The 22,795-nt window shown below is 40.8% G+C and carries 23 protein-coding genes and 1 other annotated feature; of the genes, 21 read left to right on the top strand and 2 right to left on the bottom strand.

Annotated elements, in window-relative coordinates; all coding sequences use genetic code 11:
* The first annotated feature begins 44 nt into the window (after positions 1-44).
* From D1B33_RS07320 to D1B33_RS07275, 10 genes are all read left to right on the top strand, one after another.
* The gene (locus D1B33_RS07320) at positions 45-749 is read left to right on the top strand and encodes a M23 family metallopeptidase (protein ID WP_118875708.1); all 705 of its coding nucleotides are present in this window, start codon (positions 45-47) and stop codon (positions 747-749) included.
* A complete protein-coding gene (locus D1B33_RS18620) occupies positions 746-1,360 on the top strand; it encodes a site-2 protease family protein (RefSeq protein ID WP_233549407.1) in 615 nt (204 codons plus the stop codon). Before D1B33_RS07320 ends, D1B33_RS18620 begins: the two co-directional genes overlap by 4 nt.
* A gap of 43 nt (positions 1,361-1,403) precedes the next feature.
* Positions 1,404-1,480 (top strand) — a sequence feature (ribosomal protein L21 leader region).
* Positions 1,481-1,494: 14 nt separating this feature from the next.
* Positions 1,495-1,803 (top strand): 50S ribosomal protein L21, encoded by a 309-nt coding sequence (gene rplU, locus D1B33_RS07310; RefSeq protein ID WP_118875707.1) that lies wholly within the window; start codon positions 1,495-1,497, stop codon positions 1,801-1,803.
* Between the two features lie 11 nt (positions 1,804-1,814).
* Positions 1,815-2,159, top strand: a complete 345-nt coding sequence (locus tag D1B33_RS07305) for a ribosomal-processing cysteine protease Prp (RefSeq protein ID WP_118875706.1) — start codon at positions 1,815-1,817, stop codon at positions 2,157-2,159.
* Between the two features lie 16 nt (positions 2,160-2,175).
* Positions 2,176-2,475 (top strand): 50S ribosomal protein L27, encoded by a 300-nt coding sequence (gene rpmA / locus D1B33_RS07300; protein WP_097072742.1) that lies wholly within the window; start codon positions 2,176-2,178, stop codon positions 2,473-2,475.
* Positions 2,476-2,897: 422 nt separating this feature from the next.
* Positions 2,898-3,419 (top strand): Spo0B domain-containing protein, encoded by a 522-nt coding sequence (locus D1B33_RS07295; protein ID WP_118875705.1) that lies wholly within the window; start codon positions 2,898-2,900, stop codon positions 3,417-3,419.
* An 11-nt stretch (positions 3,420-3,430) separates the two neighbouring features.
* The gene (obgE, locus tag D1B33_RS07290) at positions 3,431-4,720 is read left to right on the top strand and encodes a GTPase ObgE (RefSeq protein WP_118875704.1); all 1,290 of its coding nucleotides are present in this window, start codon (positions 3,431-3,433) and stop codon (positions 4,718-4,720) included.
* Positions 4,721-5,346: 626 nt separating this feature from the next.
* Entirely contained in the window at positions 5,347-5,802 is a 456-nt protein-coding gene (locus D1B33_RS07285) for an ACT domain-containing protein (protein WP_118875703.1), read from the top strand.
* A gap of 107 nt (positions 5,803-5,909) precedes the next feature.
* Entirely contained in the window at positions 5,910-6,776 is an 867-nt protein-coding gene (gene pheA / locus D1B33_RS07280; RefSeq protein WP_118875702.1) for a prephenate dehydratase, read from the top strand.
* A 133-nt stretch (positions 6,777-6,909) separates the two neighbouring features.
* Positions 6,910-7,293 (top strand): thiol-disulfide oxidoreductase DCC family protein, encoded by a 384-nt coding sequence (locus tag D1B33_RS07275; RefSeq protein ID WP_199677373.1) that lies wholly within the window; start codon positions 6,910-6,912, stop codon positions 7,291-7,293.
* 53 nt (positions 7,294-7,346) lie between these two features.
* Here the strand turns inward: D1B33_RS07275 and D1B33_RS07270 are convergent, their stop codons facing one another.
* Entirely contained in the window at positions 7,347-7,877 is a 531-nt protein-coding gene (locus tag D1B33_RS07270) for a transcription repressor NadR (protein ID WP_118875700.1), read from the bottom strand.
* 316 nt (positions 7,878-8,193) lie between these two features.
* Between D1B33_RS07270 and D1B33_RS07265 the strand changes: the two genes are divergently transcribed.
* From D1B33_RS07265 to D1B33_RS07230, 8 genes are all read left to right on the top strand, one after another.
* On the top strand, positions 8,194-9,558 hold the full coding sequence (locus tag D1B33_RS07265) for a LysM peptidoglycan-binding domain-containing protein (RefSeq protein ID WP_118875699.1): 1,365 nt from the start codon (positions 8,194-8,196) through the stop codon (positions 9,556-9,558).
* A gap of 3 nt (positions 9,559-9,561) precedes the next feature.
* Positions 9,562-10,440, top strand: coding sequence for a phosphotransferase (locus D1B33_RS07260; RefSeq protein ID WP_118875698.1), 879 nt, complete (start codon positions 9,562-9,564; stop codon positions 10,438-10,440).
* 109 nt (positions 10,441-10,549) lie between these two features.
* Positions 10,550-11,170: a Holliday junction branch migration protein RuvA gene (ruvA, locus tag D1B33_RS07255; protein WP_118875697.1), complete on the top strand. Its 621-nt coding sequence runs from the start codon at positions 10,550-10,552 to the stop codon at positions 11,168-11,170.
* A 12-nt stretch (positions 11,171-11,182) separates the two neighbouring features.
* Positions 11,183-12,187 carry a Holliday junction branch migration DNA helicase RuvB gene (gene ruvB / locus D1B33_RS07250; protein WP_118875696.1) on the top strand — a complete coding sequence of 335 codons (1,005 nt, stop codon included), beginning with the start codon at positions 11,183-11,185 and terminating at the stop codon, positions 12,185-12,187.
* 17 nt (positions 12,188-12,204) lie between these two features.
* On the top strand, positions 12,205-13,245 hold the full coding sequence (queA, locus tag D1B33_RS07245; RefSeq protein WP_118875695.1) for a tRNA preQ1(34) S-adenosylmethionine ribosyltransferase-isomerase QueA: 1,041 nt from the start codon (positions 12,205-12,207) through the stop codon (positions 13,243-13,245).
* A gap of 312 nt (positions 13,246-13,557) precedes the next feature.
* Positions 13,558-14,703: a tRNA guanosine(34) transglycosylase Tgt gene (tgt, locus tag D1B33_RS07240; protein WP_118875694.1), complete on the top strand. Its 1,146-nt coding sequence runs from the start codon at positions 13,558-13,560 to the stop codon at positions 14,701-14,703.
* Between the two features lie 140 nt (positions 14,704-14,843).
* On the top strand, positions 14,844-15,104 hold the full coding sequence (yajC, locus tag D1B33_RS07235; protein WP_118875693.1) for a preprotein translocase subunit YajC: 261 nt from the start codon (positions 14,844-14,846) through the stop codon (positions 15,102-15,104).
* A gap of 128 nt (positions 15,105-15,232) precedes the next feature.
* Positions 15,233-15,880 carry a DUF421 domain-containing protein gene (locus D1B33_RS07230; protein WP_118875692.1) on the top strand — a complete coding sequence of 216 codons (648 nt, stop codon included), beginning with the start codon at positions 15,233-15,235 and terminating at the stop codon, positions 15,878-15,880.
* On the opposite strand, the gene D1B33_RS07225 is transcribed toward D1B33_RS07230, so the two are convergent.
* Positions 15,857-17,374, bottom strand: a complete 1,518-nt coding sequence (locus tag D1B33_RS07225) for a putative polysaccharide biosynthesis protein (RefSeq protein ID WP_118875691.1) — start codon at positions 17,372-17,374, stop codon at positions 15,857-15,859. The genes D1B33_RS07230 and D1B33_RS07225 overlap by 24 nt on opposite strands.
* Before the next feature lie 92 nt (positions 17,375-17,466).
* Here D1B33_RS07225 and D1B33_RS07220 point away from each other — a divergent pair, with 92 nt between their 5' ends.
* From D1B33_RS07220 to recJ, 3 genes are all read left to right on the top strand, one after another.
* On the top strand, positions 17,467-17,784 hold the full coding sequence (locus D1B33_RS07220) for a post-transcriptional regulator (RefSeq protein ID WP_118875690.1): 318 nt from the start codon (positions 17,467-17,469) through the stop codon (positions 17,782-17,784).
* A 245-nt stretch (positions 17,785-18,029) separates the two neighbouring features.
* The gene (secDF, locus tag D1B33_RS07215; protein WP_118875689.1) at positions 18,030-20,297 is read left to right on the top strand and encodes a protein translocase subunit SecDF; all 2,268 of its coding nucleotides are present in this window, start codon (positions 18,030-18,032) and stop codon (positions 20,295-20,297) included.
* A 156-nt stretch (positions 20,298-20,453) separates the two neighbouring features.
* A complete protein-coding gene (gene recJ / locus D1B33_RS07210; RefSeq protein WP_118875688.1) occupies positions 20,454-22,787 on the top strand; it encodes a single-stranded-DNA-specific exonuclease RecJ in 2,334 nt (777 codons plus the stop codon).
* Positions 22,788-22,795: the final 8 nt, after the last annotated feature.

Here is a 22,795-nt window from a genome sequence, read left to right as displayed (position 1 = left end):
CCTTTTTTGTTTGCCGGCCTATTTACAAGGATGGCAAGAAGCGAATGCTGCCGGCTAGAAACATGGCTGCAGCACTTTGTTCGGAGGTTGTTCCCGGCATCTGCTTCGACGTAATTGGACAGCTTCTTTTTTATTTTAAAAAGAATCCTATTTTCTTATCTTTCATATACTATGAAAAAGAGAGAATGGATGAGGTAGTGAACAAGAAGTGGAAATGGATTGCAGCTATTGTTCTCTGCGCCGTTGTATTGGTAGGTGTCCAGCTCCAAGAGCGAGGGCAAATAGCAGTAGATATTAAAGGAATTGTCTACAGTTCCGAAGATTTAACGATTATGCGCAATTTGCTGAGGGAAGTTTTTGGTGAAGAACCGGATAAGAAAATTACCGTATCGACGGAATCTGTAAATGTTGAACTGCTTTCATTCGTAGCAGCAAAGCCTTATGATAATGGCTATCTCTTAACTTTTGAACATTCAATTCCAATCCTTGCCATCGAAAATGGACTTGTTGTCTATACAGGCCATACAAAAAATACCGGGAAAACGATTTCAGTCTATTATGAGGATGATACCACAGTGACTTACGGGTATTTGGATTCGTTTTCATTATTGCCATATACATCCATTGAAAGAGGGAGCCCGCTAGCGAATAAAAAACCAGGCGATCTTTATATAAAAATAGAAAACGGCGGAAAAGTTTTAAACATGGAACAAACGTTAGAATGGATGAAAGAGCATACGCAATCATGAGGCGTATGACAATTCATCCATTATTTTTGCCTCTTCTTTTTGGTATGGTTATGTATGGGAATGTTTCTTATTATGCACTTATATTATCCTCTCTTATTTTTCATGAAATTGGACATATGGCTGCAGCAGCTCTTTGCAAAATTAAAGTAGAACGCTGCGTGATCATGCCATACGGTGGAGAAATTGAATTAAAAGGCGGGATTTCCATTCCGCCAAAAAAACAGCTAATCATTGCGTTGGGCGGCCCGCTGGCAACCCTTTGCTGTATAGCAATTACGCCATTCCTGGATCCGCTCGTTGCGGATCCTTTGCTTAAAATTCAATTGATCCTGCTGTTCATTAATATGGTTCCCATATGGCCATTGGATGGCGGGCGGGTTATCATGGCGCTGATTCTTATTTTCCGGCCCCGCATACGAATGGTTGAATTGTACTTGTCAATCTCTTTGCTGCTAATCATACTGTCTGTTTTTATTGCATTTATTTTATTGCCAAAAACTCTATTTTTACTTGTTTTAAGCATTTTTTTATTAATACAGCTTGTAAATGAATGGCGCTATCGAAAATATCGATTTGCATTCGAAAAACATGTCATTAAACGGTTGACTTGAAACGTTGCAGTGTGATAGTATTTTACTGTTATTGTTTGTAGCACCCGTGCTACAACCGCTCTGGAAAGGTTACAAGCATCTTTTGATCACCTTTCATTACAGGCGAGTCTGAGTCTAAGAGGAGGTGCATTTTAATGTACGCAATTATTGAAACTGGTGGAAAACAAATCAAAGTTGAAGCTGGACAAGAAATCTATGTTGAAAAACTAGGAGTTCAAGCTGACGAAGTCGTAACTTTTGATAAAGTTTTATTCGTAGGTGGAGAAACAGTTAAAGTTGGTGCTCCAACGGTTGCTGGTGCTACTGTTACAGCGAAAGTTGTAAAAGAAGGACGCGCAAAAAAAATTACTGTATTCAAATACAAAGCGAAGAAAAACTACCGTCGCAAACAAGGTCATCGTCAACCTTACACGAAATTAGTTGTTGAAGCTATCAACGCTTAAGAGGTGAATGAATGATTACTGTTACACTTCATCATGATGAAAATAGACATGTATCTTCATTTGAATTTTCCGGTCATGCCGAGTATGACCAAACAGGTAAAGATTTAGTATGTGCTGGAGCATCTACGATTGCCATAGGTACCGTAAATGCGATTTACGCATTATTGCAAATCGAACCGAAAATCGAACAAGCAACAGAAGGCGGAGGCTATCTTCGTGTAGACCTTCCTGCTGATATAGATGCAGAAGTCGATGCAAAATTACAGCTCATTGTCCAAGTGATGACTGCTCAAGTTTACTCGATGGTTCAAACTTACGGACAATACATCCAAATTAACTACAACCAAGTAGACTAGTAGGAGGTGGAACGAAATGAAATTGTTACTTTCTTTAGATCTTCAATTTTTCGCTTCGAAAAAAGGGGTAGGTTCTACAAAGAACGGACGTGACTCTGAGTCAAAACGCCTTGGAGCAAAACGTGCGGATGGTCAATTCGTAACTGGTGGTTCAATTCTTTACCGTCAACGCGGTACAAAAATTTACCCAGGTACTAATGTAGGCCGTGGTGGAGACGATACACTTTTTGCTAAAGTTGACGGCGTTGTGAAATTCGAACGTTTAGGCCGCGACAAGAAAAAAGTTAGTGTTTACCCAGTAGCTCAAGAAGCTTAATCATACTTTACTAAAAGGACTGCTAGCCAGCAGTCCTTTTTCTTGTGTTAAGACCAATATTTAATAGGAGTTATTGCTCTTGGGGCGATTCTAGTTTTCATAATGAATTTAGGCAAATGTGCCTTTTTATTAAGTGCGATAAAAGCTTGTGTTGAGTGGTTTGCAAAAGAACCGCGTGAGCGAGTCTTATCTAGTGTTATAAGTTGTTCCAAGAAATACAATACTAGAACGAGTCTAATTATCATTTAGAGTTCGACAGGCGAGTCATATCGACAAGCAACCCTTGCTTCTTTTGCTTTGGATAACTGAAATTTTCTTATAGTATTCCTACATGGTTGGCGCAATGAAAGGCGAAAAATAGAAAAACTTGCTATACTAATAAAGACGTTTAGTTGGAATTTCTCTAATGTTTGGAGGACAGTATGAAAACTCAAACACTTTCAATCAGTGAAGTTTTAAGATTTGCGAACCATGATTTTATGAATCAAATACAACTCATTAAAATGTACTTGGATATGGATAAAATAGAAGAAGCAAAATCGATGATTGTCGCCTATTCAGAGCAAAGCAAAACTCTTTCAAATCTTGCTAAGTTGAAATTGCCCAAAACTGTGGAATGGCTGCAAACATTGCAATGGCGATATCCCGCTTTTCAAATTACTTTAAAAAGCAGTATCTCTTCGCCGGTTGATATGAAAAAAGATGAGTTAATTGTAGAATACTTAGAAAAGACAGTTATTCATGTTTATGATCGGCTAGATCCTTTTACTGAACAGCAACTAGATATCACAATTGAATCGGATGAAAATCATTTCCTATTTCTTTTTGATTTAAAAGGGAAATGGGAGGCTCAATTGTTTAAACATGAAAAGAAAAATAATTTACACGTTCAAACATATGAACAAACTGCAAATCAGTGGAAGTATGCTTTGAGCATTGAATAGGAGTGAATGGAATGTTTGTCGATCACGTCAAGATTTATGTAAAAGGTGGGGACGGCGGCGATGGGATGGTCGCATTTCGCCGTGAAAAATATGTACCCAATGGTGGTCCTGCAGGTGGAGACGGTGGGCATGGCGGAAATGTCGTGTTTGAAGTGGAAGAAGGTCTGCGCACACTAATGGACTTCCGCTACAAGCGCCATTTCAAAGCCGAGCGCGGAGAGCATGGAATGAGTAAAGGAATGCACGGTAAAAACGCAAACGACAATGTCATTAAAGTGCCACCAGGAACCGTTGTGATTAATGAGGAAACACAAGCGGTCATTGCAGACTTGGTAGAGCATGGACAAAGGGCGATTATTGCACGAGGCGGACGTGGAGGCCGCGGCAATAGCCGTTTTGCAACACCGGCTAATCCGGCACCGGAACTTGCCGAAAAAGGTGAGCCAGGGCAGGAGTTAAATGTTATATTAGAATTAAAAGTGTTGGCAGATGTAGGGTTGGTTGGTTTCCCAAGTGTAGGGAAATCAACGCTTCTATCAGTTGTATCTGCAGCAAAACCAAAAATCGGCGCATACCATTTTACTACGATTGTCCCGAACCTGGGAATGGTTGAAACGGAAGATGGACGTAGCTTTGCAATGGCTGATTTGCCAGGTCTGATTGAAGGTGCCCATCAAGGTGTCGGCCTGGGTATGCAATTCCTTCGCCATATCGAAAGAACACGCGTAATTGTTCATGTAATCGATATGTCCGGTATGGAAGGCCGCGATCCCTATGAAGATTATGTAACAATCAATGAAGAATTGAAGCAATATAATCTACGCTTAACGGAAAGACCGCAAATTGTTGTTGCAAACAAAATGGACATGCCTGACGCAGAAGAAAACCTGCAAACGTTTAAAGAAAAAGTCGGCGATTCAGTTAAAGTTTTCCCGGTCTCCGCTGTTTCTCGCCAAGGGTTAAAACCGGTATTATTTGAAATTGCAGACTTGCTCGAAGTAACGCCTCATTTTGAATTGCATGAGGTAATCGCTGAAGATAGCGACGCAACAGTACTGTATAAACACGAGAAAAAAGGGGAAGATTTCCAAGTTACTCGTGATGATGATGGTGCATACGTATTGTCTGGATATTCCATTGAACGCCTATTCAAAATGACTGATTTTAGCCGTGAAGATGGCGTTCGACGCTTTGCAAGACAATTGCGTGCAATGGGTGTCGATGACGCATTGCGTGAGCGTGGCGCTAAAGACGGCGACATTGTTCGCTTGCTGGAATTTGAATTTGAATTTATAGAGTAGATAACTTCATTCAGCACAAGACTCCCACCTCTATAAGAGGTGAGATGATTGCAAAAGTTAAATAAATTCAATGGGGTTCAAACTCTGCTGAAACTAAGGAACTTAGACTAAGAACGCCACGTCCTGTGGCAGATGTTTTTTGCGCGAAAGCGAAGCGACAGCAGCAAATCTTTTGACTGTACCGATAGCGCAGCGGCAGGTACAACGTCTAAGTGACCAACATCCTGCTCTTGCGGTTACTCGTCGCAAAAAGGATTTTGTTGGCCTATAGCCTCCGGCGGATGTCACAGATTTTTAAAGGAAGTTTATCGAGCTCGCTCGATAAAATCTGGACGCAAATGTTTTGACTGCGACGAAAGCGTAGCGGCAGTCGCATATGTTTTGGCTGTACCGATAGCGTAGCGACAGGTACAAATACGCCAAGGCGAATTTGATTAACTAAATGTGTCTAGCGCAAGCCCCTAGCCCCTTTTCAAAAGCGAAAAAAGCTTTGTGATCGAGCCAGCGCTTAAAGCTTACTCGACATGTGTTATGTCGGTGATGCCATATGACGTTGCGTTTTCGCCGGGCGCGGTGCAAAGCAGGGTGCTTGCGCTTTTCTAAGATGCAGATTTTGGAGGGAAAGTATGAAAAACGTTGCAAATCAACGATATTATTTAGTTCGTGAAGATGTACTGACGGATGCAATGCAAAAAACGTTGGAGGCTAAGCATTTATTGCAAAGCGGGGCAGTTTCTTCAATTTGGGATGCAGTAAAAGAAGTAGATTTATCGCGTAGTGCATTTTATAAATATCGGGATGCCGTTTTTCCTTTTCACTCCATTGTACGCGAGAGAATATTAACGATTTTCATTCAATTGCAAGATGAAAAAGGAACGCTTGCCAATTTGTTGGAAATTATTTCCGAAGCCCACTGCAACATTTTAACCATCCATCAAACCATCCCTATACAAGGAAGAGCGAATGTTACGTTATCCTTGGATGTAACCAGCATGGAGATTGAACTCGATGAATTGATTCAACAACTGAAAAAACTGGAGTTTGTAGAATCAGCAGAAGTAATAAGTTCAGGGGCATTATAATAAGCAAAAACTTTTGAAGAGAGCGATGAAGCCATAGTTGCTCTCTCTTTTTCAAAAGTAAAAAGATTGAAAAATAAAACTTGTTAAATAATTCAGGAGGTAAAAAAGTGCAAAATCAAGAAAATCCCCAACAGATTGCTTATTTAGGACCTGAAGCTTCATTTACCTATTTAGCGACGAAAAATTTATTTCCAAAAGAGCAGCTTATTCCCTTAACCACAATTCCCGAATGTTTTGAAGCGGTTTCTACGGGAAAAGTAGATTTAGCAGTAGTGCCAATTGAAAATGCAATCGAAGGGACAGTAACGCTGACGATTGATTACTTATACCATGAATCAGATTTATTTGTGGTCGCGGAAGGGCTATCCAAGATTCAGCAGCATTTAATGGTACATAAAGCTCAAAAAAATCATTGGGAAAAAATCGAAGAAATTTACTCTCATCCGCATGCACTGGCTCAATGCCATAAGTATTTATATTATCGATTCAGCAACGTACCGCTTCACCAGTACTCATCCACTTCGGCAGCGGCAAAATATGTTTCGGAGCATCCGGAACGCTGTATAGCGGCGATTGGCAATACATCTTCCGCAGAAAAATATGATTTGGAAATTGTCGAAAAAAATATTCATGATTTCCACTTTAATCACACACGTTTCCTGGTATTATCCAAAACCAATACACGCCTGCCAATCGAGGGGTCGGACGGTATCGCAAAAACCACGTTAATGCTAACATTGCCTGTGAACGTTTCAGGTGCCCTGCATCAAGTGCTCTCTGTTTTTGCTTGGCGTAAATTGGATTTAAGCAAAATTGAATCACGCCCTCTCAAAACAGGTCTCGGCGAATATTTCTTTATAATGGATATATTGGCGGATGAACATAATCCCATGATGAAAGGGGCAATGGAAGAATTGGCTGTACTTGGCTGTACTGTGAAATCGGTTGGAACATATTATACATATTTAACTTAATTCAGTAGAATTCTCCACTTCCATAAATTGTGAGCTGTGTGGAAAAGATATATGATTGCGGTGAGGGTTTGGTTTTAAATACGCAAAGGTGTATTTGATCTAAAGCCAGAATGAAACGAAATGGGGAATGGACATGAACATTATTCTATTTGATGGAGATTGCAATTTTTGTCATGGTGGTGTTCAATTCATTATAAAACGGGATTCGAGAAAGCAGTTTAAATTTGCTTCCCTTCAAAGCGAAACGGGAAAAATGTTATCGGAAAAGTACAGCCTACCTAAAAATATCGATAGTATGGTTTATATTGAAAACAATCGGTGTTATTTGAAGTCCACAGCTGTATTTCACATCTGCAGGAAGCTTGATGGAGCTTGGAAGATCCCTTCTATTTTTCTGTTGATTCCTGCCCCCATTCGCAATGCGATGTATGATCTTGTGGCCAAAAATCGGCATAAATTACGCAAGAACGCTCAGTGCAAAATTCCAAACAAGGAAGATTTAGAACGATTTATTTAGAAGTAAAGTGGGCCACTCCAAACGAGTGGTCCATTTTGGTGTCATGGGAATATCTAATTTTCTACCAAGTATCCTTTTTCCCGCAACATTTGTTCAGCTCGGTCCAATAATTCTTCTGACGTGGCCGATATTACATGAAGGTGTGTACCATTAGTAAGAACAGATAGATAATTTGCATTGGTTTCTTTTACATTTTTTAAAAAACTAACCACATCATGGCGATTTGACAACATCATGGAAGCCGTTATTTCACCATATACCGGATGCTCGACAATAACATTTTTTAAGGTGACGCCACAATCCACGATTGTCAACATTTCATCTTCAGCTTGTTCTGCTGTATGTAGGCAAACAATTTTTCGCTCAAAAGTTTCTTGTCCAACATCAAGCTTCATATAAATATATCCTTGACTTGTTGCAACAATTGGTTCATTTCGTGCTTTTAATAAATTCATATCGTTTACGATCACTTGTCTCGATACATTTGCGTATTTAGCTAAATCCGTCCCTGTAATAGGGTGATCAGCGTTCTTTAGTAAATGGAGCAATTCATTGCGACGGCTCTCGCCCAACATTTTTTTCATGGTGAACCCTCTTTCATAAGAAATTTCATGTATAACCTTTACTCTATTATTCATAGTTTAACACGAGGAACAAATCAAATGCGCCCTTACGTATTAGCGTCTGATTTTTATTGACTCAGCTATGCAAAATGCAAATTTTTTGCCTTGTCTGCAGAAGCGGTGGCCTTATGGCTAACAGCTGAACAGCAATAGTTATGATTGACTCACTGTGTGAAGAAGTATGGATACTCTAATGCGTGAAGTGAAAGCCGCTTATTATTTTTTGTGTCCTTTTCAGTTGCCTCACATATTATAAAACGAGAAAAGGAGGATGTTTGTGGGAGTTCATATTGTTCAAAAAGGTGAAACACTTTGGCGTATCGCAAAACATTATGGCATTGGACTTGAAGAATTGAAAGGCTTAAACTCACATTTGGCGAATCCTGATTATATCGTTCCGGGAATGGAAATTATCTTACCTGATTCGAATCCGGGAACACACGGTACACAAGGAACACATAAGGCACCAATGACTAAAGAGCAGAGAACAGCTCCTATGTCAACAAAGGAAAGGATGACGGCACCAAAGGAACATTTAACTCGACCTGTCCAGCCTAAAGAAAAAATCAAACCAGTAAAAGAAGCACCAAAAGTAAAAGAAACTGCACCGATTCCACCACCTGTTCCAGCCCCAATGCCAATACCAATACCACAACCAATGCCTATGCCGCAAGTAGAATTAATGCCGCAATTCCAATTTGATTTTGCGCCGCAAATGCACTTCCAGCAACCGGAACAACATGTTCCGATGCCGGCACCGCAGCCGATGCCAATGCCAATGCCAGTGCCGCAGCCAATTTTTATTAATGTGCCGGCACCACAGCAGCAAGTAGAAACGAAAGTAGAAACCAATGTAGAAAAAGAAGTAGAATATGTACCGGTACCTCAACCGCAAATTATTTATGTACCAGTTCCGCATCCAATCTATCATCAACCACAGCCTTGTCCGTGCCCTGAAAAACAATGCCACCATAAACCATGCGGTTGCCACAAAAAGCGTCACTTTAAACCATCCCCGTGTGGATGCCATGAACAGCAACCTATAATGATGACTCATCATGAGATGATGGCGCAACACGAGATGATGCCTCATCATGAGATGATGATGCCGCAGCACGAGCAATTCATGCCGCAGCAACTAGAGGGCTATCAAATGATGCCGCCTCAATATGGTTGCGGATGTGGGGGAAGTGGATATCCACAAGAAATGATGCCTTATGGTATGCCATATTTTGAACCGAACTATGATATGGCGCCGATGTCGGATATTGCGCCAGCAATGGATTATGATGAAGAATCGGATGGTTTGCCTGATTGGCTATTGGATTCCTCGGAAATGAAAGCCAAAATGAAGGATGAGCATTATGAGCAAGGCGTTATGCCGGAAGCCTATGAGGAATCTGCTGAACAAGAGAGCGTTTCAGATCAAGGCCAAGTAGCAGGTTACAATGAGGAAGACTACGACTATGGAAATAGCGGCGCTTATCCATATTTTCAACAACCATATGGGCAATCCCCAATGCACTATGGAATGCCAGAGTCGATGCAGCATGGAATGCCACAGCACATGAACGAACAGAATTGTCAGGGATATCCCTACATGAATCCATATCCACCACATAACAAACCTTGGAATTATTAAAAAATGCAAATCAAAAGCAATATATGGAAGAAGGAGACATCAAAGGGTACATTATTCATAAAAAAATACGATCATCTCAATGTGGCGGAAAAAGTGAAAACCATTCATAGTCAGCTTGAGAGCATCAAGTTTCCATATATATTACCTTTAGTAAAAAGCAAGGATGAAGATTTAATAATTCAATACTGGCAACATGGGAGTTTTAGCGCTGATTTTTCAAATGATTCGCATCGCAAGCAAAGTTTCAAAATCTTGCAGGCTTTGCATGAGACGAGTGATAAAATTGATTGGAAAAATGAGGTTATACTTCCGAAACAACGGCTTTATCAAAAATGGAATGCTCGGCTGGAACGATTTATCATAAACGAAAAAGAGTTGCTTCCGTATTTGCAGCATGCTTATTATGATATTACGCTGTATGCCAGTAGGGTGTTGAAACAAATGCGGAAGCAAAAGCAAATGGTTAATGGGAAACTAACCTTGCTGCATGGTGATGTAGTGCATCACAATTTCTTGATTTGCAAAGATAAAAAAATGAAATTAATCGACTTTGATTTAGCGGTTGTTGGGGACTCCGCCGAAGAAATGATTTTATGGATGCACAGGGTGCTGCCTACAATCGATTATAATTTGAAAAAGTTATTAAATGAAAATCCCTATTTATATACGCTGTGCTTACCTAAAATCAACTTTTTGCAATATCCCAACGAATTGCTGCGTGAATGGTTATATGTGCTGCAGCTCGGAAAATATGAGCGAGAAGCCTTCTTAGACTATTTAATGCCATTCACGGAAAAAGCGTTAAGGCATTGGCCTGATTTAATCATGGAAACCGAAAAATTAGCTGCAAGCACCCCAAGAAGCAACTTTAAAATTGAATGAGCTTGGCCGCCTGATTTAAGGCGGTCTTTTTAACGCATTAGAGTAGAATTTGCTCGGGGTATACGCGAACATATGTTATAATTTAATGCAGTGAATGAGGGGGATATTGATGTATGATTATATAATTGGACAACTCAAGCGAATCACGCCTGAATTTATCGTTTTGGAACAACAAGGAATTGGATGGCAGATTTATACGCCCAATCCATTTGCTTTTCGCATAAAGGAAGAACTACAGCAAGTTTTTATACATATGCATGTTCGGGAAGATGCACAACTGTTATACGGCTTTCGTTCGCTGGATGAAAGGGAATTATTCCGGAAGCTGATTATGGTTTCCGGCATTGGGCCTAAAGGGGCGCTGGCCATTTTAGCTACCGGAAATCCTGGGCAAGTAATCTCGGCCATCGAAATGGAAGATGAAGCCTTTCTGGTAAAATTCCCTGGGGTAGGCAAAAAGACAGCCCGTCAGATGATTCTGGATTTAAAAGGGAAACTTGGTTCATTGCTTGAAAAAGTGGAATTGCCAAGTTCCGAAGATGAACTGCCTCTGTTCGGCGTGAATCCAAATCAGCAAGAATTGGAAGAAGCGATACTTGCCTTGACCGCATTGGGCTATTCCGATAAGGAATTGACGAAAATTCGCCCAATCCTGGAAGAAAACGATCAATTATCCACAACTGAAGGCTATATGAAACAAGCACTGCAATTGTTGCTAAAATTAAAGTAAGGAGGAGGGATTATGACTGAACGAATCATTTCAAGTGAAGCCAATCAATTTGATGAGCAGTTTGAATTATCACTCCGACCACAGAAGTTAACACAATATATCGGGCAGCATAAAGTCAAGGAAAGTCTCAACATTTTTATTGAAGCTGCAAAACTTCGCAAGGAAAGTCTGGATCATGTCCTTTTATACGGGCCCCCGGGATTGGGGAAAACAACCCTTGCAACGATTATTTCCAATGAAATGGATGTTAACATTCGACTCACCAGCGGCCCTGCAATTGAACGGCCGGGCGATTTAGCTGCCATTGTAAGCTCCCTGGAGCCTGGGGATGTGTTATTCATAGATGAAATTCACCGACTTCCAAGAGCAATTGAAGAAGTGCTTTATCCTGCCATGGAAGACTTCTGTTTGGATATTGTAGTAGGAAAAGGACCTGAAGCACGGTCGATCCGGCTTGATTTGCCGCCATTTACATTGGTTGGCGCTACAACGAGGGCAGGTGCGTTGTCCGCTCCATTGCGAGACCGTTTCGGTGTATTATTGAGACTGGATTTCTATGATGAAGCATCATTGGAAGAAATCGTCCTGCGTAGCAGTCAATTATTTGATATAGAAATCGACCGGCTTGCCGCAAGGGAAATCGCATGTCGTTCGAGAGGAACACCGCGCATTGCCAACCGCTTATTAAAGCGGGTTCGGGATTATGCGCAGGTAATCGGCGATGGCTCCATTTCACATACACTGGCCAATCAGGCGCTTGAATTATTGCAAGTCGATCCAAGAGGGCTTGATCATGTTGACCATAAATTGTTGGTAAGCATGATTGAACGCTTTAGGGGAGGACCGGTGGGACTTGATACGATCGCTGCTTCCATTGGCGAAGAACGGCTGACTATCGAAGATGTTTATGAACCCTATTTAATGCAGATGGGCTTTATTCAACGAACACCAAGGGGGCGCATTGCAACCAAATTAGCATATGACCATTTTGGTTATACTTACCCAGAACAAACATAATGAAAGAAGATGTATATATGAAAGTAGAAGATTTTGATTTTGATTTACCTGAAGAATTAATTGCCCAAACGCCGCTGGAAGATCGGACGGCAAGCAGATTAATGATTGTTGATCGCAAGACAGGTGAGGTAGAACATCATCGTTTCCCCCGTATTATAGACGAACTGCAAAAAGGGGATTGCCTGGTATTGAATGATACCCGCGTTATGCCAGCACGACTTTTTGGCGTGAAAGAAGAAACCGGTGCCCATATTGAAGTTCTGCTTTTAAAACAAGGCAATGACGATGAATGGGAAACGTTGGTGAAACCTGCAAAACGAGTGAAAGTTGGAACGGTAATTACATTTGGTGACGGCTTGTTAAAAGCAACATGTACAGGTGAATTGGATCATGGAGGACGAGTATTCCAATTTAGCTATGAAGGGATTTTTTACGAAATTCTGGATCAACTCGGCGAAATGCCGCTTCCGCCCTATATCCATGAAAAACTGGAAGACCGCGAACGCTACCAAACAGTCTATTCCAAAGAAATCGGTTCTGCGGCTGCACCTACAGCTGGGTTGCATTTTACAAACGAAATTCTGGAACAGATAAAAGAAAAAGGCGTTGAAATAGTTTTTATCACGTTGCATGTGGGACTGGGAACATTCCGTCCGGTAAGTGTGGATTCCATTGAAAACCATGACATGCATTCCGAATTTTATAGTGTATCGGAAGAAGCCGCTGAAATGATCAACCGCACAAAAGCGAGTGGCGGAAAAGTGATTGCAGTTGGAACAACTTCAACTCGTACACTTGAAACAGTCGCTCATAAATATAATGGTGAAATTCGTGCGGAACAGGGATGGACTAGTATTTTTATCTACCCGGGATTCGAATATAAAGCAATCGACGGCCTGATTACAAACTTCCATCTGCCGAAGTCGACTTTGGTCATGCTGGTCAGCGCACTTACTTCTAGAGAAATTATTTTAAATGCGTATAATAAAGCAGTGGAAGAAAAATATCGATTCTTCAGTTTCGGGGATGCGATGTTTATCCGACCTTCACGCGACTAATCATAATAATCAAATGCGCCTTGGCATCTGCTGGAGGCATAGGCCAACAAAATCCTTTTTGCGACGAGTAACCGCAGGAGCAATCTTTTATGCGACGAGTAACCGCAGGAGCAATCTTTTATGCGACGAGTAACCGCAGGAGCAAGAGGGTGGTCACTTAAACGTTACACAGGACGTAGCGTTTTTAGTCTAAGTTCATTAAATTCAATGGGTATTTGAACTCCCTTTGAATGGATTTGGAAATGGAAAATCGGGGAAACCTAAAATGAAACGAAGTACTGTCTTTACTTCACAAGAAAGGGAAATTCTAAAATGACAAAACCAGCAGTAACATACGAGTTAATCAAAACATGCAAACAGACCGGGGCAAGGCTCGGGATTGTTCATACACCGCATGGTTCTATTGAAACGCCTGCTTTTATGCCGGTAGGAACGCAAGCGACCGTAAAAACTATGTCACCGGAAGAATTAAAAGAAATGGGAGCAGGCATTATTCTATCGAATACGTACCACCTTTGGCTGCGTCCTGGAAATGATATTATTAAAGAAGCGGGCGGTCTTCATAAATTCATGAACTGGGATCGGCCGATTTTAACGGATTCGGGCGGTTTCCAAGTTTTCTCTTTAAGCCAATTTCGTAAAATTGAAGAAGAGGGCGTACATTTCCGCAATCATCTGAATGGAGACAAACTTTTCTTAAGCCCGGAAAAAGCGATGGAAATCCAAAATGATTTAGGCTCCGATATTATGATGGCCTTCGATGAATGTCCGCCATTTCCTGCAACGTATGAATATATGCTGGATTCGGTCGATCGGACAACACGGTGGGCAAAGAGATGTAAAGAAGCGCATGCACGTCCGGAAGATCAGGCATTGTTTGGAATCGTGCAAGGCGGCGAGTTTGAAGAGCTGCGTAAACGTTCAGCTGAAGCTTTGGTGGAACTGGACTTGCCAGGCTATGCAATCGGCGGTTTATCCGTTGGGGAACCAAAAGACATTATGAACCGAATGCTGGAATATACAACGCCACTATTGCCTGAGAATAAACCTCGATACTTAATGGGTGTTGGATCTCCGGATTCCTTGGTGGACGGTGCAATTCGCGGGGTAGACATGTTCGACTGCGTATTGCCGACACGAATTGCCCGCAATGGAACATTGATGACGTCTGAGGGTCGCTTGGTTGTGAAAAATGCGAAATTTGCGCGAGATTTCGGGCCGCTTGATCCAAATTGTGATTGCTATACTTGCAAAAATTACTCGCGTGCTTATATACGCCATTTAATCCGTACAGATGAAACGTTCGGTATTCGCCTGACAACCTATCATAACTTGCATTTCTTGCTGAATTTGATGGAACAAGTTCGACAAGCAATCCGTGAAGACCGTCTTGGCGACTTCCGTGAAGAATTCTTCGAAAAATATGGGTTTAATAAACCGGATGCTAAAAATTTCTAAAAAAGAATCTTTTTTGTCAAAATTGTGATGTATATGAAAAAGTATAGGGAATTTCATAAAAATAATAGTTTCAAATCGCTTTTTCTATCCACTTTATACTATACTTAGGAAGTGAGATTTAGAAAGGAGGACATAAAATTATGGATACTTTAGTTGGTTTACTTCCAATTATTATTATGTTCGTTGCGATGTGGTTCATCTTGATCCGTCCAGCTCAAAAAAGGCAAAAAACAACTGCCCAAATGCAAAATAATTTAAAGCGTGGAGATCGCGTTGTTACTATCGGAGGGCTTCATGGCGAAGTCGACGCTCTGGAAGATGCGGCTGTTTATATTATCGTAGATGGCAAAACACGTTTGAAATTCGAGCGTCAAGCAATTGGACGAGTTATAGCTGAATAAAAATACAAACAAAAAAGCTTGCTGTCTTGGGTAACCGAGAAGCAAGCTTTTTAATGTTCTTTTCTTATTTTTAGCGAATACTTACCATCCAATGTGCCCAAAATGGTGTGGAAGGGTGTGTTGCATGAATGGAAGTTTACATGAACATCGTGTTGCGAACTGTATTTATGTATATTTTTATATTGATTGTATTTCGTTTAATGGGAAAAAGAGAAGTAGGCGAACTGAGCATCATGGATCTGGTCATTTTTGTGTTGATCGGCGAATGTGTGGCGTTTGCCTTGGAAGATATGGAAAAACCCATTTTTCAATATATTTTGCCCATTATTATTTTACTGATTATACAATATTTAAATTCCTTAATTACTTTAAAGAGCAAGAAAGTACGGGATTTAATCGATGGAGATCCTTCACTCATTGTTCGCGACGGTGTGATAAACCAGAGTGAAATGAAAAAACAACGTTATAATCTGGATGATTTATTTCAGCAAATGAGGGAGGAAAGAATCCACTCCGTACAACAAATCGACTTTGCTTTTCTGGAAGCTTCCGGGAAATTGTCGATTTTTCTTAAAAGCGACGAACCGCTTGTTTTGCCTCTCATTGTGGATGGCTATATCGTCGAAAACCACTTGAAACTTATGAATAAAGACCGAAACTGGCTTTCGCAGCAATTGAAAAAACATGGCTATGAAAAGAGAGTGGAGGAAATTTTCTATTGCTGCTACGAAAACGGCCAATTCCATGTTCAATTAAAGACCACGGGAGAAAATTGAGCGCACCACTTTAAAATCGCTCCATCTGATTTGGTTGGTCAAGAGTAAAAGCAATGTTAAAATCAATAAAGTCAATGCACTATTTGTCCAAAAACCAAATGAAACTTTCGGGATGAAATAGGTTTGTATAATGCAAGTCAACATAAAAACGCCATATGGAATGGCAAAAAATCGGAAACCGGCGCTGATCATTTTATGCCCTCGAAGGGTAGCCATATGCAAGAAGGAAGTTACCAAAACACCAAAACCGATTGCAATGATGGCGCCAAATTCTTGGATAAATGGCTGCGAGGCCAGCACAAACATCACAAATAGTTTTCCCAGTCCTCCATAAATGGAATTCATCATGGCCGGGCGAGCTTCATCGACTGCTTGCAAAATTGATTGAAGCGGGCTTTGAATATAATAAAAATAAAAAATCGGTGCGAGTATTTTCATGAAACCCCGATTTTCTTCAAGATGGAAAAGTTTCATTGCCAGTTCATCGCCATGAATGAAAAAGTAAGCTGCTGCATAACACCCAACCAAAGACGACAGCCGCAAAGAAATGCCAATTCGTTCATTCAATAATTGATAATTCCCTCTAGCTACCGCATCACTTACTGCCGGAATCAATACGATGGCCAAAGCGTTGGGAATAAAAGAAGGGAATAACAGCAATGGAACATGTACACCCGAAATAACCCCGTACAAAGTTGTAGCACCAACTGCCGTCAGCCCCGAAACAGTAAGTGCTTTTAAAAAGACGATCGGCTCCAAAAACCAAGTGAACGTGCCAAATAACCGGCTTCCTGCAGATGGGACAGCAATCCTTAGCAATGGCATTGCAGGATAAGCTTTTTGTTCTGCAGATTTTTTTGCTTTCTTTTTCTCATATTGATAGTGAATGTACAAATAAAGCAATGAGAACACTTCGCCTATAACTGTAATTCCCATAGCATAGGCAGCTGTCAAGGCTGGGTTGTCCGGCGTTGCAAAGTAAGGCAAAAGCAGGGTAATAAAGCCTATGCGTATGACTTGCTCAAGCATCTGTGACCAAGCCGTCGCGGAAATGACCGCAATACCTTGCAGGTAGCCTCTGATCAACCCGGAAAATACGACAATCGGCACGGCGCCTAAAGCAATATAAAGCGTTAGACTTGTTGCTTCGTTATGTAAAAGCGTCCCAGCTAAATATGGTATGAACAAAAATAATAAAGGCATGAAGATGACGATGGAAAGAAAAGACCATCTTGATGCTGTTTTCATGACCGAAGCGAGCTGGCCATCTTTTCTTTTGGCGTGCAATTCGGCGATCACTTTTGCCACCGCAATGGGGATGCCGAGCTGAAGCAGCGACACGAAGAAAATGAAAGCCGGATAGGAGGTCATATAGATCCCTACAGCTTCTTCTCCCGCAACACGCATAAATTGCATCCTATATATAAAGCCGAATAGTTTAGATAAAAAAATGACAAACGTTAAAAATACGGTCCCTTTCATAAATGAACTCATTCATTCAATCCCTTCTCATTTCAAGAAATTTCAGATACAATATTTGTATGCTTGGTGGTCGTTAGTTAAAACTAATGGGTGGAGGGATTGTCTTGATTCAGTATGAACAGCTATACAAACAGGCTTTGCCCGTATTAGAAAGCAAATTGGATGAAATCAACTATTACAACTATGAGGGAATTGTGCTGGAAGATATTTGGAACTTTTGCGTACAAAAAAAATGGAGAAAGAAAAATGTGGAAGATCTACATTTATACGAAATTGTTGAAACCATTTTTTCTATTAAACCGTCCGAATTGGTAAGCCAATTTCAGATTCAACAATTCCGGACCGAAAATTGGTTCAGCGACATCAATAAAAATGAATTGCAAGAGCTTTTAAACCCAAAAGTTGCCGATTCCAACAAATAAATCTGCAATGATTGGTTTGACAGTTCGCTAAACGTGTCTCATAATTATCTTGTTACATAAACACATTCGAATTGTCCGGATAAATCGAATGGTCACATTTCATAGTCAGATAGAAAACGCTAGCTGGTTCATGACTGATGTTCCATCTAATAATCAGGCACGAACGCCACAACGATTATCCAGTAATCGTGTTTTTCTATTGTGTATGCATATCTTGCGTGCACAAATTTGAGGAGGATTTACAGATGAAGCTAAAAAGCCGAATTTTTACCTTTGTATTGGTGGTAGCAGTATTGTTTGCTGGCATGGGTGCAACGGTACAAGGAGTTTTAAAAGATGTAAAACTCGGGCTTGATTTACAAGGTGGTTTTGAAGTTTTATACGAAGTAGAACCACTTAATGGAGAGAAAATAACAAAGGATGTCTTAACCGATACGACAACGGCGCTTACAAACCGTATTGACCAATTTGGTGTAAGTGAGCCGAGCATTCAAGTTGAAGGCGAAAATCGAATTCGTGTTCAACTAGCAGGAATAGATGACCAATCCTCTGCTCGTGAGTTGCTATCAAGTACGGCAAATTTATCTTTCAGGGATGTTAATGACAATTTGTTGTTAGACGGAACTGACCTAAAAGAGGGTGGCGCTGCAGCTTCTTTTGATCAACAAAACCGTCCGATCGTTACACTTACATTAAAAGATGCAGCTAAATTTGCCGAAGTGACACAAAAGATTTCGCAAATGCCCCCTGGCCAAAACCTGTTGGTTGTATGGCTGGATTTTGAAGAGGGAGTAGACTCCTATGCAGCTGAAGCGAAAAAACCTGATCCGAAATTCATTTCTGCAGCAGCTGTAGATCAAGTATTAAATACAACTGATGTAATGATCAGCGGTAATTTCACTGTTCAAGAGACAAAGGATTTTGCAAGTGTGTTAAATGCCGGGGCATTGCCCGTTAAACTTACAGAGGTCTATTCAACATCTGTAGGCGCTCAATTCGGTGAGCATGCGCTTAGTGCTACTGTTTATGCAGGTCTTATTGGGGCAGCATTAATTTTCTTATTCTTGCTGTTCTATTATCGATTACCTGGTCTTGTAGCAAATATAACATTAGTCGTTTATATCTATTTAAATCTTTTAATCTTTGTCCTGATTAACGGCGTACTTACTTTACCTGGTATCGCGGGTATTGTATTGGGTATTGCGATGGCGGTTGATGCCAATATCTTAACCGCTGAAAGAATTCGAGAAGAACTTCGAATAGGCAAAACCGTGAAGCAGGCCTTCAATGAAGGCACAAGTTCATCATGGTCAGCCATTCTCGATGCGAACGTTACTTCATTTATAGCTGCGATCGTATTATTCTTCTTTGGGACAAGCTCGGTAAAAGGGTTTGCAACAATCTTGGTAATCAGTATTTTAGTCAGCTTCCTGACAGCGGTTTGGGGATCGCGTATATTGCTTGGCCTATTGGTGAAAAGCGGATACTTCGATAACAAACCAGGCTGGTTCGGCGTTAAGCAGTCTAAAATACATTCAATTGAAGAAAATAAGAGCTCGCTCGATTTAACAACAGCATTCGATCGCTTTGATTTTGTACATACACGCAAACGTTATTTTACAATTTCAATCGTTTTAATTTTAGCTGGCATGATTGTTCTGGGAATCTTTAAATTGAACTTGGGCATTGACTTCTCAAGTGGTACACGTGTTGAAATCCTGGCTGATGAGCAGCTTACGGAAGAGCAAGTATCCGACTATATGGAAAGTCTGGGTTACCCATCTGATGATATTTCGATTTCTGGTGAATCCAACAATATTGCAGCGATTCAATATAAAGAAGAATTTTCGCAACAGGAAATTCTGGAATTAAAAGAAGAAATGCATGCTGAATTTGGTGCCGATCCAAATGTTAGTGCCGTATCTTCCATCGTGGGACAAGAGCTTGTGAAAAATGCCATTTACGCATTGTTCTATGCAGCAATCGGCATTATTATCTACGTGGCGATTCGATTTGAATGGCGCATGGGTGTTGCCGCAATCATTGGTGTATTGCATGATATTATTTTGATGGTGGCCATCTTTAGTTTCACTCGATTTGAAGTTGATGTAACATTTATCGCAGCAGTACTGACGGTAGTTGGTTACTCCATTAACGATAAAATTGTTACTTTTGACCGGATTCGTGAAAATCTTGATCGCGTGAAGAAAATCGAAGATGCAGATGAACTTGCAACCATCGTCAATAAATCTTTAAGACAAACACTTGCCCGTTCAGTTAACATTGTATTAAACATAGCGTTTGTCGTTATTGCATTGTTGCTATTCGGTGCAGAAGCAATCAGAAACTTCTCGTTCGCATTATTCCTTGGATTGCTTGCAGGTACTTATTCTTCAATCTATATCTCGGCACAGCTGTGGTATGTAATCATGAAAAAAGGCCTGAAAAAACAAGGTACATTGGATGTAGAGAAAAAGAAAAAACAATGGGGTTCAGACGAGCCAATGGTATAATGAATACCGTTTAATTCAAGGACAAAGTGCGCAATTTTGCACTTTGTCTTTTTCTATGAATCGATCGGTTTTCTATTATTTTTCAATTAAACTAATTTTCGAGGTTAGTAGTTAACCATGATTTTCGGTATAATGAAAACTTAAGGAAGTGAAAAAATGATCCAATCAGCAAAACAGTGGATTGTCGAACAGCCGGAACAAGAATCCATTGAACAACTACAAAGAGAACTAAAACTATCATCGCTTGCTGCAAAAATATTAATCACTAGAGGATACGCATCCGTTGAGAAAGCGCAATCCATTTTACATATGGAAACTTCCAATCTGCACGACCCATTTTTGCTCAACGGCATGAAAGAAGCGGTAGAGCGAATTGAAGACGCCTTAAATCATGGTGAAAAAATACTGATTTATGGAGACTATGATGCGGACGGAATTACCAGCACAACCATCATGATGAATGTATTGCTGGATTTGGGGGGGGATGTCCAATTCTGCATCCCAAATCGTTTTACACATGGCTATGGTCCTCATGAAGAACTTTTCCGAAAAGCCTATGAAGATGGGGTAAAACTGATTATTACTGTCGACAATGGCATAAGCGGGATTGAGCCGATTCGCATTGCGAAGGAACTGGGGATGGATGTGATCGTAACGGACCACCATGAAGCGGGGGAAATCCTGCCGCCTGCGGATGTCATCATCCATCCGAGAGTACCGGAAGGGCATTATCCTTTTGGAGAATTGGCTGGTGCTGGCGTTGCCTTTAAACTAGCGCATGCTCTATACGGGGAAGTGCCCGAACATTTAGTTGAATTTGCAGCAATTGGAACGGTGGCGGACTTAGTGCCGCTGCTTGGCGAAAATCGCTATATTGTACAGCAAGGAATCAAACAATTGAAAACATCACTTAATCCATGGGTACGGGCGATGTGTGAAGTAACGAGCGTAAAACAGCGAGAAATTAATGAAGAGGCAATTGGGTTTTACTTTGGTCCAAGGCTCAATGCGATTGGGCGATTGGGCGATGCCGCTCCTGGCGTGGCTTTTTTAATGAGTGAAAATGACATGGAAGCCCAAGAAGGCGCAAAATTGCTTAACCAGAAAAACCTTGAACGAAAAGAGCTGGTTAACTCCATTACAGAACAAGCGATCCAAATGATTGAAAATGATCCAACGATTTCAAATTCACTCGTTTTAGTCATCGCCCAAGAAGGATGGAATCCGGGAGTGATCGGGATTGTTGCCTCTCGATTGGTGGAGAAATATTATAAACCGACCATCGTATTATCGATTGATCCTGAAAAAGGAACGGCAAAAGGATCCGGAAGAAGTATTGAAGGATTCCACCTGTATAAAGAACTTGCAAAAAACAAGGAAATCCTTCCTCATTTTGGCGGACATCCTATGGCTGCCGGAATGACCTTTGCGATGGAACATGTAGCGGAACTGAGAAACCGTCTGCATGAACAAGCCTCGCAATGCCTAACGGAAGAATTGTTAACGCCAAAGCTTGCCATCGACGTACCGGTGGAAATCAGTGAAATTACAGTAGACGCCATTGAAGAAATTAAGCAGCTTGGTCCTTTTGGCACCGGATTTGCAAAACCGGTTTACGCTCTGCAAAATGTCCAAATACGATCAATGAGAAGAATTGGCGCCGGAGAGAATCATTTAAAAATCGAATTGGAGGACCGACATGGTTCCATTGATGCCATCGGGTTCAATAAAGGATATTTATATGATGAAATGACCTATGGGGTGCAGCTTTCGTTTGCTGGAGATTTGCAAATCAATGAATGGCAAGGGAAAAAAAAGGCACAATTTATAATACAAGATGTTGAAACGAAAGAATGGCAGCTATATGATTATCGCGGAAAGAACCAAACAAATAAATGGCTGCATACCTTGTCCGAGAAAGAATGTACCTTTGTTGCGTTCCAACAATCAACAGTTGATTATTTCGGAGAACAACTTTCCCAAAATATTCAACTGATTTCTGAGGAAGATTCCATAAAAAACGTTTCATCCCAAATTGTATTATTGGATTTGCCTCAAAATGGACAAATTTTAGAAGCGCTCTTAAATCAGGGGAAACCGAAGAGAGTGTACGCCGTTTTTTATACGCCTGATTCGAAATATTTCAATGGAATGCCGACAAGAGAGCATTTCGGCTGGTATTACGGCTTTTTGAAAAAAAGGCCAGGATTCAATCTGCAATTGCACATCCAGCAATTGGCGCAACAAATTGGGTTGAAAGTGGAAGTAATAAAATTCATGACAAACGTGTTTTTTGAGCTGGGTTTTGTTACAATAGAGGATGGTCTGACAACTGTAGTTAGTAATGCACCAAAACGTTCTCTTTCGGAAGCTCGTGTTTATAAGCGAAGACTTGAGCAAATGGAATTAGAGCAGCAGCTTTTATATGTACCGTATGCGGAACTAAAACAGTGGTTTAATGAACGAATGAAGGAATATCACTATTCCTAAGGAGGACA

The organism is Ureibacillus yapensis (assembly GCF_003515775.1).
Lineage (GTDB): Bacteria > Bacillota > Bacilli > Bacillales_A > Planococcaceae > Ureibacillus > Ureibacillus yapensis.
The sequence above is the reverse complement of the archived record's forward strand: the minus strand, read 5'-3'. Positions and strand labels throughout refer to the sequence as shown.